Annotated in this window: 16 protein-coding genes and 1 pseudogene; 13 read left to right on the forward strand and 4 right to left on the reverse strand. The window is 39.6% G+C overall.

All coding sequences use genetic code 11. The features are described from left to right. Nucleotides 1-379 precede the first annotated feature (379 nt). Together JFU50_RS13460 and JFU50_RS13465 are read left to right on the forward strand one after the other, a co-directional pair. Complete coding sequence (locus JFU50_RS13460) at nucleotides 380-1,519, forward strand: amidohydrolase (protein WP_274608346.1); 1,140 nt, start codon at nucleotides 380-382, stop codon at nucleotides 1,517-1,519. A 168-nt stretch (nucleotides 1,520-1,687) separates the two neighbouring features. Then, nucleotides 1,688-2,116: a cytidine deaminase gene (locus JFU50_RS13465; RefSeq protein ID WP_397329221.1), complete on the forward strand. Its 429-nt coding sequence runs from the start codon at nucleotides 1,688-1,690 to the stop codon at nucleotides 2,114-2,116. A gap of 108 nt (nucleotides 2,117-2,224) precedes the next feature. Here the strand turns inward: JFU50_RS13465 and JFU50_RS13470 are convergent, their stop codons facing one another. Continuing rightward, on the reverse strand, nucleotides 2,225-2,860 hold the full coding sequence (locus tag JFU50_RS13470) for a FusB/FusC family EF-G-binding protein (RefSeq protein WP_201186951.1): 636 nt from the start codon (nucleotides 2,858-2,860) through the stop codon (nucleotides 2,225-2,227). A 162-nt stretch (nucleotides 2,861-3,022) separates the two neighbouring features. Next, entirely contained in the window at nucleotides 3,023-3,286 is a 264-nt protein-coding gene (locus JFU50_RS13475; RefSeq protein ID WP_053347873.1) for a CD3324 family protein, read from the reverse strand. Nucleotides 3,287-3,672: 386 nt separating this feature from the next. On the opposite strand from JFU50_RS13475, the gene JFU50_RS13480 reads away from it, so the two are divergent. Then, complete coding sequence (locus tag JFU50_RS13480; RefSeq protein WP_201186949.1) at nucleotides 3,673-4,317, forward strand: SDR family oxidoreductase; 645 nt, start codon at nucleotides 3,673-3,675, stop codon at nucleotides 4,315-4,317. Between the two features lie 44 nt (nucleotides 4,318-4,361). On the opposite strand, the gene JFU50_RS13485 is transcribed toward JFU50_RS13480, so the two are convergent. After that, a complete protein-coding gene (locus JFU50_RS13485) occupies nucleotides 4,362-4,928 on the reverse strand; it encodes a maltose acetyltransferase domain-containing protein (RefSeq protein ID WP_201186948.1) in 567 nt (188 codons plus the stop codon). Nucleotides 4,929-5,196: 268 nt separating this feature from the next. Here JFU50_RS13485 and brnQ point away from each other — a divergent pair, with 268 nt between their 5' ends. The 5 genes and pseudogenes from brnQ (at nucleotide 5,197) to JFU50_RS13510 (ending at nucleotide 11,300) form a co-directional block, all read left to right on the forward strand. Continuing rightward, nucleotides 5,197-6,528: a branched-chain amino acid transport system II carrier protein gene (gene brnQ, locus JFU50_RS13490; protein WP_201186947.1), complete on the forward strand. Its 1,332-nt coding sequence runs from the start codon at nucleotides 5,197-5,199 to the stop codon at nucleotides 6,526-6,528. A gap of 197 nt (nucleotides 6,529-6,725) precedes the next feature. Then, nucleotides 6,726-7,535: pseudogene (locus JFU50_RS13495) on the forward strand (AAA family ATPase); the annotation flags it as partial. Nucleotides 7,536-7,550: 15 nt separating this feature from the next. Then, nucleotides 7,551-9,467 (forward strand): vWA domain-containing protein, encoded by a 1,917-nt coding sequence (locus JFU50_RS13500; protein ID WP_201222872.1) that lies wholly within the window; start codon nucleotides 7,551-7,553, stop codon nucleotides 9,465-9,467. Between the two features lie 75 nt (nucleotides 9,468-9,542). After that, nucleotides 9,543-10,304, forward strand: a complete 762-nt coding sequence (locus tag JFU50_RS13505) for a hypothetical protein (RefSeq protein WP_201222873.1) — start codon at nucleotides 9,543-9,545, stop codon at nucleotides 10,302-10,304. A gap of 300 nt (nucleotides 10,305-10,604) precedes the next feature. Then, nucleotides 10,605-11,300, forward strand: a complete 696-nt coding sequence (locus JFU50_RS13510; RefSeq protein WP_242486069.1) for a hypothetical protein — start codon at nucleotides 10,605-10,607, stop codon at nucleotides 11,298-11,300. A 69-nt stretch (nucleotides 11,301-11,369) separates the two neighbouring features. Here JFU50_RS13510 and JFU50_RS13515 read toward each other — a convergent pair whose 3' ends face one another. Further along, nucleotides 11,370-11,489 (reverse strand): DUF4023 domain-containing protein, encoded by a 120-nt coding sequence (locus JFU50_RS13515; protein WP_053347866.1) that lies wholly within the window; start codon nucleotides 11,487-11,489, stop codon nucleotides 11,370-11,372. A gap of 295 nt (nucleotides 11,490-11,784) precedes the next feature. On the opposite strand from JFU50_RS13515, the gene JFU50_RS13520 reads away from it, so the two are divergent. The 5 genes from JFU50_RS13520 (at nucleotide 11,785) to JFU50_RS13540 (ending at nucleotide 17,467) form a co-directional block, all read left to right on the forward strand. Then, nucleotides 11,785-12,462: an SDR family oxidoreductase gene (locus JFU50_RS13520; RefSeq protein WP_342366348.1), complete on the forward strand. Its 678-nt coding sequence runs from the start codon at nucleotides 11,785-11,787 to the stop codon at nucleotides 12,460-12,462. A 188-nt stretch (nucleotides 12,463-12,650) separates the two neighbouring features. Continuing rightward, nucleotides 12,651-14,024, forward strand: a complete 1,374-nt coding sequence (locus tag JFU50_RS13525; RefSeq protein WP_201186942.1) for a sensor histidine kinase — start codon at nucleotides 12,651-12,653, stop codon at nucleotides 14,022-14,024. 7 nt (nucleotides 14,025-14,031) lie between these two features. Continuing rightward, nucleotides 14,032-14,616: an ANTAR domain-containing response regulator gene (locus JFU50_RS13530; protein ID WP_201222874.1), complete on the forward strand. Its 585-nt coding sequence runs from the start codon at nucleotides 14,032-14,034 to the stop codon at nucleotides 14,614-14,616. Between the two features lie 148 nt (nucleotides 14,617-14,764). Next, a complete protein-coding gene (gene eutH / locus JFU50_RS13535; RefSeq protein WP_201186938.1) occupies nucleotides 14,765-16,036 on the forward strand; it encodes an ethanolamine utilization protein EutH in 1,272 nt (423 codons plus the stop codon). 15 nt (nucleotides 16,037-16,051) lie between these two features. Then, the gene (locus tag JFU50_RS13540) at nucleotides 16,052-17,467 is read left to right on the forward strand and encodes an ethanolamine ammonia-lyase reactivating factor EutA (protein ID WP_201222875.1); all 1,416 of its coding nucleotides are present in this window, start codon (nucleotides 16,052-16,054) and stop codon (nucleotides 17,465-17,467) included. Nucleotides 17,468-17,475 lie beyond the last annotated feature (8 nt).

Raw genomic sequence — 17,475 nt, forward strand, 5'->3', positions numbered from 1 at the left:
AAACCCGCTTCCAATTAGAAGAGGGTTTCTTCCGCCCAAAGTGTATGTAATGTCTTTACTTTTTTACTACTATTGAAATTAAATACTTTTTTGTATTGATACGTTAATATAGTAAATTACTTCAAATGGTAGCATTTTGTATAATAAATTGTCAATGGAAAATATTCAAAATAAACACTTTTCATTTCTGGGATATGATTGACTTCATTCCATCAGATGCTTACCATGCTACATAAATTAGAACTCATACTTTACACGTTTATCAACAAGCGATAGCTGCTTCAATTGATATTCCTTGGAATTAGTTTCGTTCTTTAATTTTTTCATGAGAATGAATGTGGAAAACTTTTAATCGTATTTTTGAGGAGATGGATAACCGTTGACTATTAGCAATATAGAATTAGAGAATTATCTATTGAAATTCAGGCGTGATCTTCATATGACACCTGAGTTATCAAACGAAGAATTTGAAACGACTAGGAAAATTAAAGAAGCACTTCAATCTCAGGATATTAAGATACTTAATTTTCCATTGAAAACGGGTGTGGTAGCTGAGATAAAAGGAAGCAAGCCTGGACCTACGATAGCACTTCGCTCCGATATTGATGCTTTACCGATTTTGGAGCAATCTGAGGTGAGCTTCCCTTCAAAGCACGTCGGCGTGATGCATGCATGTGGTCACGATTTTCACACCTCTGTCATTTTGGGTACTGCTTTTTTATTAAAAAAAGAAGAAAGAGATATGGCCGGAACGATTCGTTTGATATTTCAGCCTGCAGAGGAAACGGGACACGGTGCAAGTGCTTTAATGGAGACCGGTGTGTTGGATGATGTGGATGTGATTTTTGGTCTTCATAATGATCCGACGTTGAAAGTTGGGGAGTTAGGAACAAAACATGGTGCATTGACAGCGGGAGTCGATCGCTTTGAAGTGCATGTTAAAGCAACTGGCTCACATGCGGCCAAACCGGAAGAGGGGAATGATCCGATTATCATAGCAGGACAAATTATCTCAACGCTGCAAACCATCATCAGCCGAAATGTGGCACCAAAAGAGACCGCCGTTTTGAGCATCACTCAAATTCATAGTGGATCAACGTGGAATGTTATCCCTGATAGTGCATATTTAGAAGGGACCGTACGCACCTTCAGTAAAATCCAACGAGAGTTTATACATAAACGTATGAAACAAGTCTTACATGGTATAAGTGAAACATTCAATGCGAAAGTTGAATTATCTTGGCATCCAGGTCCCCCATCAGTTGATAATACGCCAGAATGGGCAGATTTGATGCTTCAGGTTGGAGACTCAGCAGGCTACACGACAAAAACGCTAGAAGCTAGCTCAATAGGTGAAGATTTCGCTTTTTACCAAGAAAAAATACCAGGTGCTTTCGTAATGTTAGGTTCAGGCGGTCCATATGACCTGCATCATCCGAAGTTTATAGTAGATGAAACGGCACTTTTCCCAGCCGCTTCCTATTTTCGCTTATTGGCTTTAGAAGCGTTGAAAAAGTAAAGAGTTGATAGTAAATCGAACACAATTTGTTAAACAAGCGAAGAAACAAGCTAAATAAGAAGGTCATCAAATTCGTTACCTTATGCATCCAATGAAAGTAGAAAAAAAATCGTATACAACAAGTCAACTAAATGAAATATTTGAAGCAAAAGAGAAGGGGGGCATATCATCATGAAAACCTATCCATTAAATGAATCCGATTATCATTTAATTGCTGCTGCAAGTGCTAAAATTACAGAACTTTACGAAGAAAATAAGCATCATGTGGGTGCTGCATTGAAAACAAAGACAGGGAAAATAGTTGCTGCCGTACATATTGAAGCATATATTGGCCGTGTAACAGTATGTGCAGAAGCTATTGCAATTGGAAAGGCAATATCGGACGGAGAAAAAGAATTTGATACAATTGTGGCAGTAAAGCATCCATATGCTGATGAAGTGGATAGAGCTTTAAAAGTTGTCAGTCCTTGTGGAATGTGTCGTGAATTAATCTCAGACTATGCGGAAGACTGTTTTGTCATATTAGATGTAAATGGAGTAACAGTTAAAACAAAAATTATTGAATTACTGCCACTGAAGTATACTAGAAATTCATAAAATACGATTCCACTTTTTCTAAGTTTGATCCTATACTATAACTAAAATTAAAACACAAAAAGCAATTCTTCCATAATGAAGGATTGCTTTTTTATTCGGGTACCATATCTACTTTATTCGCGCGATAAAATCATTTAATTTATCCAATGTGGTGATGTTTTGATTGCATTTTAAGCTATCCAAGCAAATATAATTACCTTTTTTAATGAATGTACCTTGTACTGTTCCTTTTGTTTCGGACATAAACATTCCTAATTCTTCAAAGCGACTGCATATGGCACAGATACCTTTTTTGTTAGAAGGTTTAATTGTCCCATGCAACCCCAATAGCTTATTGTGATGAGGTGCTATGATGAATTTTTTTCCGGAGCCGATATCATCCCATCCCAAATATGAAATCTCTCTCAAGTCTAAGTTCTCTAACATAGGGTTCTTTAACTTCTTCGCTTTAGGAAATAGCTTTTTGATCGTTTTTTCAGTCACTTCTTTAAAAGGAATCACAAATGGCTTTACCTTCAATAGAAACACTTCAGCTTGTGCAGGCTCTTTGATGGTATCAATTGGGTCTAATACTTGCCTTTGCTCCTCACTCAATTCATTGAATAAGCTTAACACTCTTTCTTTCGCGACTGTTTTCAGGGTATGAATAACATCCCTATCATTCGCAGTCGCGTGTCCATTTATGAGAATCTGAGTTTGAGACTTAATAAAGTTATATTGCTCACTTCTGATAAAAGGTTCCATTTTTCCACCCCTGTTCATGTTGCTACGATACCATTTAAACTTGGTACCGTTTCTAATTACTTTACAGAATTTGCATCAACATTAAAAGGTAGAGAACGACTAAGAAACATACTCGACATATGAGTAGCGCTGATAATATTGTCAGCGCTACAATTTTTTTACCTATTTAGAATAAACGATTTTTTTGATGGTTTCTATGGAGAGAAAATGTTCCTCGGCTAATTGATGAATTGTATGCCCCTTTTTAAATGCATATTTAATAGAAGCATTTCTGTCATCAATGTATTTCCTTGATCCCGAACTAGCTCCCCACTTTTGATAAGTCGTTTCTAGTTTAGGGATATATATCGTTTCACCTTGTATATACTTTTGAATTTCCACAATCAGCTTTTCAGGTAAAACAGTCGTTGCTTTTACATATTTCATTTCTGCCAGCCCCTTATTCTTTTTTTAGAACAAAATAAGGTGCAAAGCCAAATATATAGAAATGATAAGCTGGGCGATGTTAGTTTAGATTAATTTTACCCCATGCAAAGTATCGCCTCCAATACTAGGCTTTGCATGAGACGCTGCAGAAGGTGGCATTAAAAGTCTTATTGCCATCTTTACACCTCCCCTTTGTGTTATAAATAACACTTATTTTAATTATTATAAAATATATAAATGTGATTGCAAACTATTTCCAATATATGATGATGCAAAATGAACGGACCCAAATGGATAGAAGGATGGGCTGATTGTTTGATAATGAACTTTGTACATGAAATAATTGAATATAGAAAGTAAACTAACCATTATGGGAGCTGACTTTTATGAAAGTATTCGTAGTTGGGGCAAATGGGCAGATCGGTAAACACCTGGTTGATTTGCTAAAAGATAGCCAGGAACATAGTGTACGAGCAATGATTCGCAAAGAAGAACAGAGGAAGCACTTTGAGAAAATCGGAGTCGAATCTGTAATCGTAAGTTTAACGGGATCAGTGGATGAGATTGCGAAAGCGGCAAATGGGTGCGATGCAATCGTGTTTACGGCAGGATCGGGAGGCAGCACAGGCGCGGATCAGACGCTTTTGATTGATTTAGACGGTGCTGTTAAAACGATTGAAGCAGCTGAAAACCTAGGAATCAACCGATTCATCATGGTCAGTGCCTTTCAGGCGAATAATAGGGAAAACTGGAATGAAGCCATCAAACCATATTATGTGGCCAAACACTATGCGGATAGAGCATTGTTACAAAGCAGTTTAACGTATACCATCATCCGGCCGGGTGGACTTGTGAACGAACCTGGCACAGGCCATGTAGCCGCTGCTGAGGAACTGGAAAGAGGGACGATTGCGCGGGAGGATGTGGCTCAAACAATTCTTTCCTCATTAATCGAAGAAAATACGTATAACCGTTCCTTTGACTTAATAACAGGGGATACACCGATTCCTCAAGCGTTAAAAACAATTTAATAAGAAAAATAGAGGCAGAGCCATTCAGAAGTGAATGTGCTCTGCTATTTTATTCCTTCTATATATTTGATGATCTTAGCAGGGTTTCCACCTACAACCGCACAATCTGGGACATCTTTTGTTACAACAGCTCCCGAAGCAACAACAGCAGTGTTCCCTATTGTAATTCCGGGATTGATGATGGCTCTGCCGCCAATCCAAACATTGTCTCCAATCGTTACGGGCTTTCCGTATTCTACACCTGAACTGCGTTCGAATGGGTCTAGTGGATGTGTGGCTGTATAGATATGTACCCCAGGAGCCAACATACAATCCCTTCCTATACGGACTTCGCAAGTATCCAGGATGACACAATTAAAATTCGCATAAAAGTTTTCCCCTACAGTAATGTTATACCCATAGTCACAACGAAAAGTGGGCTCAATGTATATCTTTTTCCCACTGAAACCAAAAAGCTCCCTCAGAAGTTCAATTCTTTTACACTCATCGGTTTCCGTTGTCTGATTGTATAGTCGGGTTAATCTTCGTGCATTCTCTCTATCTTTTACTAATTCTGGGTCCGCCGCAATATATAGTTCTCCGTTCACCATTTTTTCTTTTTCTGTCTTCAATACTTCAACCTTCTTTCTAATTTGTTTTGTTATCTCTCATTTTAATAAAGGTAACAGGAAAAGAAAGATTTTTCTGAATAATAAATGTAATAACTTTTGACAAACGTTCCAGTGCATTTTATAGTAAGGGGTGTTGTGTTTAAGTTTCAGGTGGATACATGACTACGGAATAAGTCAATTCAGTAGTTTATTTCACTTTTAAATCGAAATTAGATGGACAACATCTCTTTTCTTTCGTTAAGAGAATCAAAATATTGGAGGCTTCAAAATGTCAAAGAAAGCACCACTTTCTTTTGTAATTGTTACAGGATTAATGCTTTTTGCTTTATTTTTTGGTGCAGGAAACTTAATATTCCCTGCTATGCTCGGTCAATCGGCCGGGACAAATTTATGGTCTGCTAGTTTAGGATTTATCATAACAGGTGTTGGATTGCCATTTGTCACAATATTGGCATTTGGTTTTTCAGGTAAAAGTGATGTGCAGTCGCTTGCAAGCAGAGCGCACCCGATGTTCGGTTTTATTTTCACAGCCGTTCTATATTTATCGCTCGGGCCGTTATTCGCTCTTCCAAGAACGGGAAGTGTGTCTTATGAAATAGGGATTAAACCTTTTCTTCCAGATGGAGTCGGCTTTTTACCTTTGCTAGTATTTACGGTCATATACTTTGGACTTGCCTGTTTATTATCTATTAACCCATCGAAAATGTTGGATATTGTCGGGAAAATTCTAACTCCACTATTATTGATTTTTATCGGGATACTAATTGTAGTGGCAATTGCAAATCCAATGGGGGAAATCCAATCTCCTATTGCGGATTATTCAGATAATTCGTTCTTCAAAGGCTTCAAAGAAGGATATTTAACTATGGATACGCTTGCTGCATTTGCATTTGGTATTATTATCATTAATGCAATCAAAGATAAAGGAATTACTTCAAGAAGAGAAGTTTTAGGTTTCTGTATGAAAGCTGGCCTTATAGCAGCTTCTCTATTAGTAATTGTTTATACTGCTTTAACTTATGTCGGAGCAACTAGTGTGGAGAAACTTGGTTATTTAGGGAATGGTGGAGACGTTCTAGCGCAAGCTTCGAATTATTTTTTTGGTCCTGCAGGTGCAGTACTGTTAGGGTTAATAGTAATCGCAGCTTGTTTAACTACTAGTATAGGCTTGATAACAGCTTGTTCTTCCTATTTCAATAAAGTAATTCCTGCTGTATCGTATAAGTCATTTGTTGTTATTTTTTCAGTTTTTAGCGCAGCTGTTGCCAATGTAGGTCTGACTAAACTAATTTCGATTACAGTGCCTGTGTTAACCGCGATTTATCCATTGGCCATCGTTTTAATTGTGTTAACATTCTTGCATTCCTTTTTCAAAGGAAAATCCGAGGTATACTTGGGGAGTTTATTATTAACAGCCATCATCAGTATTTTGGATGGATTAATGGCTTCCGGTGTTAAAATTTATGCTATTTCCGATTTTTTCACCGATTTCCTTCCATTATATAGTGTAGGAATAGGATGGGTGCTTCCAGCCATCTTTGGTGGTGTATTAGGCTTTACGATAAGCCTAATGAAAAGGAGTCCCGAAGAAGTGTATTAAGCCTAGTTATAGAAAATAGGCATCAGAACGTTGAATGTAAATGATTACTCTTAGAGCTGTCTTTATGACGGCTCTTTTTCTTAGTGTTTGTTTTTACCGGTAAAGAGCATTAAAATGATGAAAAAGGGGTGTATGGAGACAATGATTAATCGTTTACCAAAAGAAATAGCTAATATTTTACATACAAATAAAAAAATTCTTCTCAATTTGAGGAACTGATAAGGAAAGGTGGATATCTGCCTCCTGAGATGGAGTTGATGGTGGATGCCATTACAGCCTTAAGTATGGGGAAGAACATCCTCTTGAAAGGACCGACAGGGGCAGGGAAGACGAAATTTGCCGAGACGTTATCGAATTTATTCAACCAACCGATGTTCAGTGTCAACTGCTCAGTCGATTTGGATGCTGAAAGCTTATTGGGCTTCAAGACGCTTGCTTACAAAGAGGAAAAACAGGTGATTGAATTCGTTCCAGGTCCTGTTATCAATTCGATGAATCATGGACATTTCTTATACATAGATGAAATCAATATGGCGAAGCCGGAAACACTGCCGTTAATCAATGGGGTGCTCGATTACAGGAGAACGATAACGAACCCGTTCACGAACGAAGTCATCACTGCGAAAGATGGTTTTAACGTAATTGCTGCAATAAACGAAGGCTATGTCGGTACAGTACCGCTGAATGAGGCGCTGAAAAACCGGTTTGTCGTGATCGAGGTTCCTTATATCGAAGGAGAGCAGTTAAAGCAATTGATTCAATCGAATACACAGTTGAAGGATTCAAGAAGTATCGAATTGTTCGTTAAGCTCTCAGGTGACTTGATAAACGCCGTTAATCAAGGAAAAGTGGCTGAAGATGCAGCATCAATTCGGGCTTTGCTTGATGCCTGTGACCTCAGTGTATTGATTCCCCCGAAACGTGCGATTCTTCGCTCCATCGTGGATAAGTTGGACGAGGAACGAGAGCGGGAGTTTGTGAAGAATTTGGCAGATACATTATTCTAACTAGGAGAATGCCGCATGAAGTATATTCGATTCAATGATTCAATAATTGATACGGCCCTTTTTTTACAGCTGCAGGATCTATCGACTGTCTTATCAGGTATTCCTGACCTGGAATTTGAATATAATTATGGTTCCTTTATTGATCTGATTCAGACTAAGGTCACAGCCAGCCATTTTTGGGAAAATGGGAATCAGGAGGTAAAGGAAGCGGGATTGAAAACAGATGTGCTGCTTAGAACAATTGGGACGCTGCATCATTCTACAATCCGAAGCATGAAAGAGTACCAGGACATCATAGAAGAATGCTCGCTTCCAAAGTTTGCTGCTCAGTTGTTCACCATATTCGAAGATCTGCGTTTGGAGGAATTGGTGAAAAAAGAACGTCCTGGCACGAAAAAGTGGTTCTCTGTACGGGGAACGTACCTTAAACAATATTTCGAAAGCCAATTAGCGACAAATGTCACAAGAAGCTTTGCGCTAGACGAACTGTATTGCCTCGTTTATTTACTGATTCATTCAGATAGGCCCGATCCTGTTTTTCCGAGAGCTAATGAACGCCAACTAGAGGAACTGGAAAAAATTAAACCACTTATTCATTCGGTCTTTGAAGCAACAAAAACGAGTGATATCACTAGAATTTGTGAACAAATCGTTTTTAGGTTGAACGAAGAGTATCAGGATACGATGAATGAATATTTCATATTTCCTGTTGCTAATGTGGAGAAGTATACGGCGAATACGTTATTTGATGAACTAACAAGAAATGATGAACTGGTGAACGATGACGCAGAAGATGTAAGTGAAGAGAATAGTGAGTTTATTGATGAAAAATTCTCGACATGGCATCGCGAGAATAAAAATGGCGAGAACAATTCGACCTTCCTTCAGTTTGAATTGGAGCAGGGAACGAAAACAAGCTTGATGGGCGGAGGAGCTCGGGAAGCGGAAGATGCTGACCAGGCGCTGGCCTCGATTCAAGGCTCGTCAGGAGAAAGTGAACAAAAGGAATACAAGCAACAGGAAACGCTCGAAAAGAAGCAAATGAATATCGGAAAAAGTGGTGAACATCCATTTGGCGAAGAAAATAAAGACGTCGTTCAGATAATTAAAGAAGCAAAAATGCCTTCGCCTATTGAGGAAAAACGCTATCGCGAGTTTGTTGCGGATATTGAACCGTTCAAGAGAAAACTCTCAAGTACGATTGAGAAAACACTCGAAAATAAAAAGAATGCACCAAGAAAAGACTTGGTCTATGGCCGCTTATCAAAGAAATTACTGCCGCTTGTACTCGACGAAAATCCAAGGGTCTTTTACAAAAAGAATAGGGATTCCAATGAAATAGATGCCGTGTTCACGCTATTGATCGATTGCTCGGCCTCTATGCATAACAAGATGGATGAAACGAAACGAGGGATCGTCCTGTTTCATGAAGTGCTAAAAAAATTAAGAATTCCTCACTCGATTGTCGGTTTTTGGGAGGATGCAAATGAGGTGAAAGAAGGCTATCAGCCAAATTACTTCCACGTGATCCAATCCCATTCTGATTCGTTTTATCAAAACTCAGGAGCAAAAATCATGCAGCTTGAACCGGAGGAAGACAACCGAGACGGATACAGTATCAGGGTTGCAACAAAAGAATTGGAAAAAAGGAGAGAAAAGAATCGCTTCTTGCTCGTATTTTCCGATGGTGAACCTGCCGCGGCCGATTATGACCAAAATGGAATCGTCGACACGCATCTTGCCGTATCCGAAGCCCGGAAAAAAGGAATCGAAATCATTGGCATGTTTTTAGCGGATGGAAGCGTGGATGAAAGTGAAGAACTGACGATGAAAAACATCTACGGCAAAGAACGGCTGATGATTCCGAGTGTAGCTGAATTGCCAGAGCATTTTACCCCGCTATTAAAGAAGCTGTTACTGAAGACCATTTGAGAAAGCCATGTACCTGCACTCTTTCGCTCAACATTCATATTCTAGACTGTAACCTAGATGGGGAGTGAAAGAAAAATGGAAGATACAATGCAAAACTATGGTGAATATGGAAGTTTTGATGGGGCCCCTATGACGGAAGGGTTTGGTGAATTTGATCGACCCGGAGGATTTGCAATGCCCGGAGGTCAAGGTCAACCTGGAGGATTTCCAATGCCCGGAGGTCAAGGCCAGCCTGGAGGATTTGCAATGCCCGGAGGTCAAGGCCAGCCTGGAGGATTTCCAATGCCCGGAGGTCAAGGCCAGCCGGGAGGATTTGCAATGCCCGGAGGTCAAGGCCAGCCGGGAGGATTTGCAATGCCCGGAGGTCAAGGCCAGCCGGGAGGATTTGCAATGCCCGGAGGTCAAGGCCAGCCGGGAGGATTTGCAATGCCCGGAGGTCAAGGCCAGCCGGGAGGATTTGCAATGCCCGGAGGTCAAGGCCAGCCGGGAGGATCTCCAATGCAAGGATTTCAAGGCCAACCTGGAGGATTCCCGATGCAAGGATTTCAAGGCCAACCTGGAGGATTCCCGATGCAAGGATTTCAAGGTCAACCTGGAGGATTCCCGATGCAAGGATTTCAAGGTCAACCTGGAGGATTCCCGATGCAAGGATTTCAAGGTCAACCTGGAGGATTCCCGATGCAAGGATTTCAAGGCCAGCCTGGAGGATTCCCGATGCAAGGATTTCAAGGCCAGCCGGGAGGATTCCCGATGCAAGGATTTCAAGGCCAGCCTGGAGGATTCCCGATGCAAGGATTTCAAGGTCAACCTGGAGGATTCCCGATGCAAGGATTTTAGAGCTAATATGTTGAATTTCCGATACAAGGCGGGGGAATTCAGCAACATTAAAGTAGGTTGAATAAATATTGAACGGAAAAATACATCCCAATTTGATTAACAGGATCATAAGAGGTACGTAAAACACAGTAGGATTCAGCAATGAATTCTACTGTGTTTTTTTGTATTTCACGCTAGTTATTCGCATGAATCCAATACTCTAAATCAGATGTAAACTATTAGAATAAATGATGAGGATTCTTTTTAGAATAATTAGGGTAAACCATAAATGACGAAAGATGGATGGAGGTAATAATCATAATGATGAATGTAGTGTTTATGGTGCTTTATTTTTTAATCATTGGTCTTGTTATTGAAATATCGGTTACCTTATTAAAACTGACTGGGTTAAAGAACACTGTAGCTAGATTTCAAGTTATCTCCATGCTAACAGGTACTGGATTCACTACTGACGAATCAAAGTCTATTATTGATCATCCTGTTCGAAGAAAAATAAGCATGTTTTTAATTTTATTTGGAGCCTTTTCTCTTGCTGTTATTATTTCATCAATTAGTACACTGCTTACAGATGATTTACGCTTAATGGAGTTAAGCATTATTATTGGGATATTGACGATCTTGACTATTACCGTTAAAACACCATTCATAAATAATAGATTATCGAATAAAATGCAAAGTGAAATGCACAATCATTATGAATTGTGGGAACACCCGATAGAAGAGGTTTTATTTTTAGAAAATGAAGACGTTGTTATGCAGATTGATATTAATGAGGACTCTGAGTTCATTGACGTTATTACTTTTGATATCGTATCGCGAGGAGTAGACATCAATATCTTGTATATCGAAAGCGGAGAAGCAAAAATTAGGAAAGAGTTAAATGAACATAAAATTCAACTTGGTGATAATCTCTTTCTGTATGGAAATAAAAACGAAATAGAAGAGACCTTTTCAAAAGAAATCGAAGCGATGAACAAGAAAGAGAATGCCTCATGAAACATTCCCCGCCCTAAATAGGAGCGGAGAATGAATATGAAGATGCGTACCTAATACAATGTTGCTGTATTAATGTTTTTTATTCGGTAATTTCTGGGCGGGATTGCCGTTACCTTGACGACGCTTATTGGCTGCATCTTTTTTTTGCTGTTCTTGAATATTCTCTACAAACTCTTCTGAACTTTTCATGGATAAAACCTCCTCAGTTATTTTCTTCTTTACTATAACCAGAAGAGGAGTAATTCATGAGCATTGATGGGGACAAGCACTTTTAAATTTTCTTTTATTGAAAATATAATCAGAGGAACTTTTTTTATTGAACGAAAAGAAACTGTAGCGAGGAAATGGTGGTAAAATATGGACTAATAAGTTTTGGTGTGAAATTGAATAACTATATGAAAAGAAAGAAGTGAACTTAATGAATAATCGTTTAGATGGAAAGGTTGCGTTGGTCACAGGTTCATCAAGAGGAATTGGCTGAGCTATAGTAGAACAGCTCGCGGATTTAGGTGCAAAAGTAGTAATCAACTATTCAGGCAGTTCACAAAAGGCGTATGAAGTAGTGGAAGGCATAAAGAAAAATGATGGAGAAGCAATTGCTATCCAAGCAGATATTAGCCAAGTTACTCACATTGTCAATCTCTTCGAAGAAACGGTCAAAGCGTATGGGAGAATTGATATTTTAGTGAACAATGCTGGACTGATGATTAATAAACCACTAGCAGAGGTAACGGAAGAAGACTTTGATAAACAATTTGGCGTAAACGTTAAGGGGACGTACTTTGCTTGTCAACAAGCATTAAAATATATGGAGCTCAATGGTAGGATCGTTAATATTTCTACCTCTGTATTAGGCCAAATGTTCCCTACGTATAGTATGTATGCAGGTACAAAAGGGGCAGTTGAACAATTTACAAGACAACTGGCTAAAGAGTTTGGTTCTAAACAGATCACTATTAACGCAATTGCTCCAGGTCCCGTTAACACAGAATTGTTTAATATAGGAAAATCCGAGCAACAAATCGAAGGGATGAAAAAAATGAGTGCATTCGGACGTTTAGGTGAAACGGATGACATTGCTAATGTGATCACGTTTTTAGTGAGTGAACAAGCACAGTGGGTTACGGGACAAACGATCAGAGTCAATGGAGGGTTTATTTAATTGCTTGAAATTAATACTAAAGCAACGTTAGTATGATATTTGCTTTAGTATTATGCTCCTATGAAAATATTATTTCTGATGTTAGGATATATAACATTAGAATATTTGGAATATTGACAAAAATGAAAGCGGTATCTATAATGATTAATAATAATACCCATGATTAAACTTTTATTGGAGTTTTGCCAATGGAGAAGACATCTTCAGTCCGAGAATTATGTGAAATGCATACTAACTTAATAGACAAGGATATATGCATACTTGAAAATCTGTCGAATAATCTAACATTGATTGCTAATTTGAATCAAGCCAATGTCTTTATTGACTGTCCAGTACGAGAAGGAAAGCATGCCATTGTTGTGGCAGAGCAAAGCGCACATTCTGTAAAGTCGGTTTATAATTATTCGGTTGTTGGTAAGATCGCCTATGAAGCCTTCGAGCCGGCAGTCTTTTATGTATTACGTACCGGAAAGGATATGTTTGTGAATCGAGCATTGACTCAAGAGGGAGTCATGGTCCAACAAAGTGTTGTTCCGGTTAGAGGGGAATGCAATCGTGTCATTGCCGTATTGATTATGGAGAAGGCGATTCAAGAAGAACCCGAAACTTCAAATTTTTTCGAAAGACAGGATGAACAAAATTCTTTAGTACCTGAATTTATTGAAGAGTCTATATTCCTGATTAATAATCATAATCAGATTGTCTATACTAATCCGGCGGCTATTAATCTAGTAACGGATATTTGTTTGACCGAATGTGTGCTAGGTACCAGCATTTTCGACTATTTTCCTAGCTTTGCTGATGTACTCGCATCAACAGAAGAAGTATTAATGAAGGAGCTGCACATTGGGAAGAAAATTTTTCAAGTAAAGAAATTTCATATACGCGGCAAGAAATCTAAGGAAGCATTTATCATCTTCCGGGATATGACTGAACTGCGGGAAAAAGAAAGAGAACTGATTAGTAAGTCGGTTGCGATTCGTGAAATTCATCATAGAGTGAAAAATAATCTGCAGACGGTTGCCAGTTTGCTTCGGCTACAGATGAGGATGGAGGTTCCTGAAGAAAGTAAACCTCATTTATTGGTCAGTTTAAACCGAGTATTAAGCATATCGTCGGTTTATGAAATCATTTTGGCTAGTAGCCATGTTGATCATGTAGATTTACTGGAGCTCATTAAAAAAATCGGTGATATGATTGTGTATAGTGAGAATCAAGAAAGTAAAAACCTAAGTATTGAATATATTGGTGAGCTTCATTCCATTGACTCCGATATAGCTGTATCAGTTGCGTTGGTGGCGAATGAACTCATTTATAATTGTGTGAGGCATGCTTTCAGTGGAAGAACGGTTGGAAAGATTACCGTGTCTTTTCAAAAGGATGGTTCTGAATTAGAGATTCAAGTTTTGGATAATGGCATTGGGTATTCTCCGGCAGCTAAGCCTTCATTAGGATTAGATATTATCCGCATGACGGTCGAGAATGATTTGGGTGGAGAATTTTCGGTTTGTCGAATCATGGATGGTACGTTGGCTTCCATAAGATTTCCATACAATAGGTAGGTGAGACATGGGCAAGAGGATTTTGGTCGTGGAAGATGAATCGATTGTTCTGCTTGATATTACTTATATGCTCAAGGATGCGGGTTTCGATGTGGTTGGACAGGCACGTGATGGTGAAAAGGCGATTGAGCTGGCACATACATTGCAACCCGATCTCGTTTTAATGGATATAAAAATGCCTAAACTGAATGGGCTCAAGGCGAGTGAAGTGATTTCTAATACTTTTCAGATTCCGGTCCTTTTGTTAACGGCATTTAGCCAGCGTGAATATATCGACCAGGCGAAACGAGCCAATATCGTAGGATATCTTGTAAAGCCAATTACCGAAGCTAGTCTAATCCCAGCGGTAGAGATTGCCTTACTGCAAGCTGAGAATACAAAAAAGTATCAGGAACAAATGGCTCAATTGGATGAAACCCTCCACAATCGTAAAGCCATTGAAAAAGCAAAAGGAATTATCATGAAGAGAAAGAATGTAACCGAAGAAATCGCATATAACAAGCTACGAAGGTTGAGTATGAATAAGCAACTATCGATTGAAAAAGTTGCAGAACTAATAATTATAAATGATCAAAAACAAGTGAATAGATGAAGCAATGACGCTTTGATAGACCAAATGGTTGTATCGTAGAAACTTCTACGGAAAAACCTTAGTTTGGGCTATACGATGCGTCTTTTTTTATATTCTTTTTTCTAGTTGAAATGTGCAAAACCAAATCATAATTCAAGGGGGAAAACGTATGGAGATGGTTGGGAATTTCGTTATTTATATCATTATGACTTGTGCTGTGCTAGGTGCTTTTGCGTCGATTAAAGACAGTGAGCAAGGCTTGGGTAAGCAGTTCATGGAAGGCTTGCATACCGTTGGCCATATATTCATTCCTGCAGCTGGAATTATGGCGTCGATTCCTTATTTATCATGGTTCATTGATAAAGTGTGCGGCCCGATTTTTGCCGCGATAGGCGCAGACCCTGCCCTCGCTGCCACAGCGATTTTGGCAACTGACATGGGTGGTTACCAATTAGCAGCTCAACTACAGGAGACATATGAAGGCTGGATCATGGCGATGATTGTAGGTTTCATGTCTGGGGCAACGATTGTCTTTTCGATCCCGATGGGGCTGGCAATGCTAGAGAAACGTGATCATAAATATATGGCACTTGGCGTCATGTCTGGAATTTTGACGATTCCAATAGGTGCCTTTATCTCAAGCATACTAGTCGTTGCAACGAATTCAAAGGTACGCGAAGTGATTTCTACTAATGCGGATTCTACATATGAATTCACATTGAGCTATTTGAAAATCGTCTTGAATCTTTCACCGCTTCTTATTTTTGTTGTATTGCTTGCATTAGGTCTTTATTTCTTGCCAGATATGATGATTAAAGGATTTATGTGGTTTGGGAGAATAATGGATGCGGGGATTAAACTCGTATTAGTGTTCTCGATTGTAGAAATTTTCACCGGGCTGTTTTCTAAGGTATTTGGTGCTTGGGGATTTCATCCAATCATGGCCGATAAGGCGGATCAGTTTCGTGCCCTGGAGACGGCAGGATATATCGGAATAATGCTTGCAGGTGCTTTTCCAATGATTTATCTGATTCAGAAATATGCAGGCAAGCCCCTTGAAGCAATGGGTAGAAAAGTTGGATTGAGCAAGGAGGGGAGTGCAGGAATTCTAGCCACGGTTGCCAATATATTAGCGATGTTCAAACTTATTAAAGATATGCCCCCAAAGGATAAGGTGATTAACATTTCCTTCTCAGTATGTGCTGCCTTCTTATTAGGGGATCACTTATCCTTCACGGCAAACTTTCAACCTTCCTTAATTTTACCTATCATCGTAGGGAAGCTATCTGCTGGTGTTATCGGAATCGGTCTGGCTTACTGGCTGTCAGTTCCGAAGGCTTTGGAATTAGAGAAAAAGGATCGTGAATTAGGTGTTATCGGTTTGAATGAATATAAAGAAAAAAACCAAGAAGAAGAGGACAATAAAATTCAAGTGGTTTAAAACTGAGGTGAGGTTTTGCTAAATAAACAGTTGGAGCGAATCATCAGTGCAGGAATTGATATTGGCACAAGCACGACGAAGCTTGTTATCAGCGAGTTTTCACTTATGAATGTGGCGGGCGGGGGACAGGTCCCGAAAATTGAAATTACCGATAAGAAAGTTCTGTATCGAAGCCCGATTTTCAGGACCCCACTTTTATCGGATACAGTGATTGATATCCCGGCGGTTCAAAGAATAGTAGAAAGTGAATATCATCATGCAGGCATCACGATGGAAAAGATTCAAACAGGCGCAGTCATCATCACCGGCGAGACGGCAACAAAACAAAATGCAGAAGAAATGGTACACCAGTTGTCTAAAGCGGCAGGGGAATTCCTCGTCGCAGCAGCAGGACCGGATTTAGAGGGAATCATTGCCGCAAAGGGTTCCGGTGCTTATCAACATTCAATAGAGACAAGAAAAACTATAGCAAACATTGACATTGGCGGGGGAACAGCAAATATTGCCGTATACCGTTCGGGTACGCTTTGCGGTACATGCACCTTACACATCGGAGGCCGTTTGATGGAATGGGAATGGGAGGGGGCGGAGATGAAAGTCGCTCCTTCGATTGAACAATGGCTGAAAACAAAGGGGTATTCTCCTTCGAAAGAGAATAGGGGAATAATTACAGATGAGATGGCTAAGGTGCTGGCGAGGTTTTTGGACAATTCATATACGAAAGAAGACGAACAGCTTTTAGTAGGAAAGGTGCCAACTTGGACAGGTCGCATTGATGGATTAATGTTCTCGGGTGGAGTCAGTGACTGCATGTATCATGAAGAACTGATGTGCACCAGCTTTCAGGATATTGGCATGACTCTTGCCACTTCTATAAAAGAAAATAAAGAATTGGCTTATTGGGAGTGGGAAAAGCCAGTTGAAACGATTCGTGCGACTGTTCTTGGAGCCGGCACCCATACAACCGAGATCAGCGGGGCAACAATTGAAGTGAATGATTCCCACCTACCGGTACGAAATATCCCAGTCTATCGGATCGATTTTCAGGGTGTTCTAGAGCAAGGTATCGAGGGAATGACAAAAGCGGTTCAGGACGCGATTACGATATATGACCCCCAGCGGGAAGGACAGAATTTTGCCTTTTATTTAACGAACCTACCATATCTATCATTCCGGGACATTCAGCTGCTCACGTTGGCTTTTACTGAGGCACTGAAGCAAAAACCGAATCAGCAGCAGCCGCTGATAATCGTCATGGATAGTGATTATGGAAAGGTGCTTGGTCAGACCTTACTAGCGAATCAGCCGGAACAGCCGGTTATCTGTATCGATCAAACACAGGTGGAGCATGGTGATTATTTAGATATAGGAAGGCTATTGCGGTCAGGGGTTGTGCCGGTTGTTGTTAAAACACTAACTTTCCACAACTAAGAAATGGA

It is taken from the genome of Peribacillus sp. TH14, assembly GCF_016651145.1.
Classification (GTDB): Bacteria; Bacillota; Bacilli; order Bacillales; family DSM-1321; genus Peribacillus; species Peribacillus butanolivorans.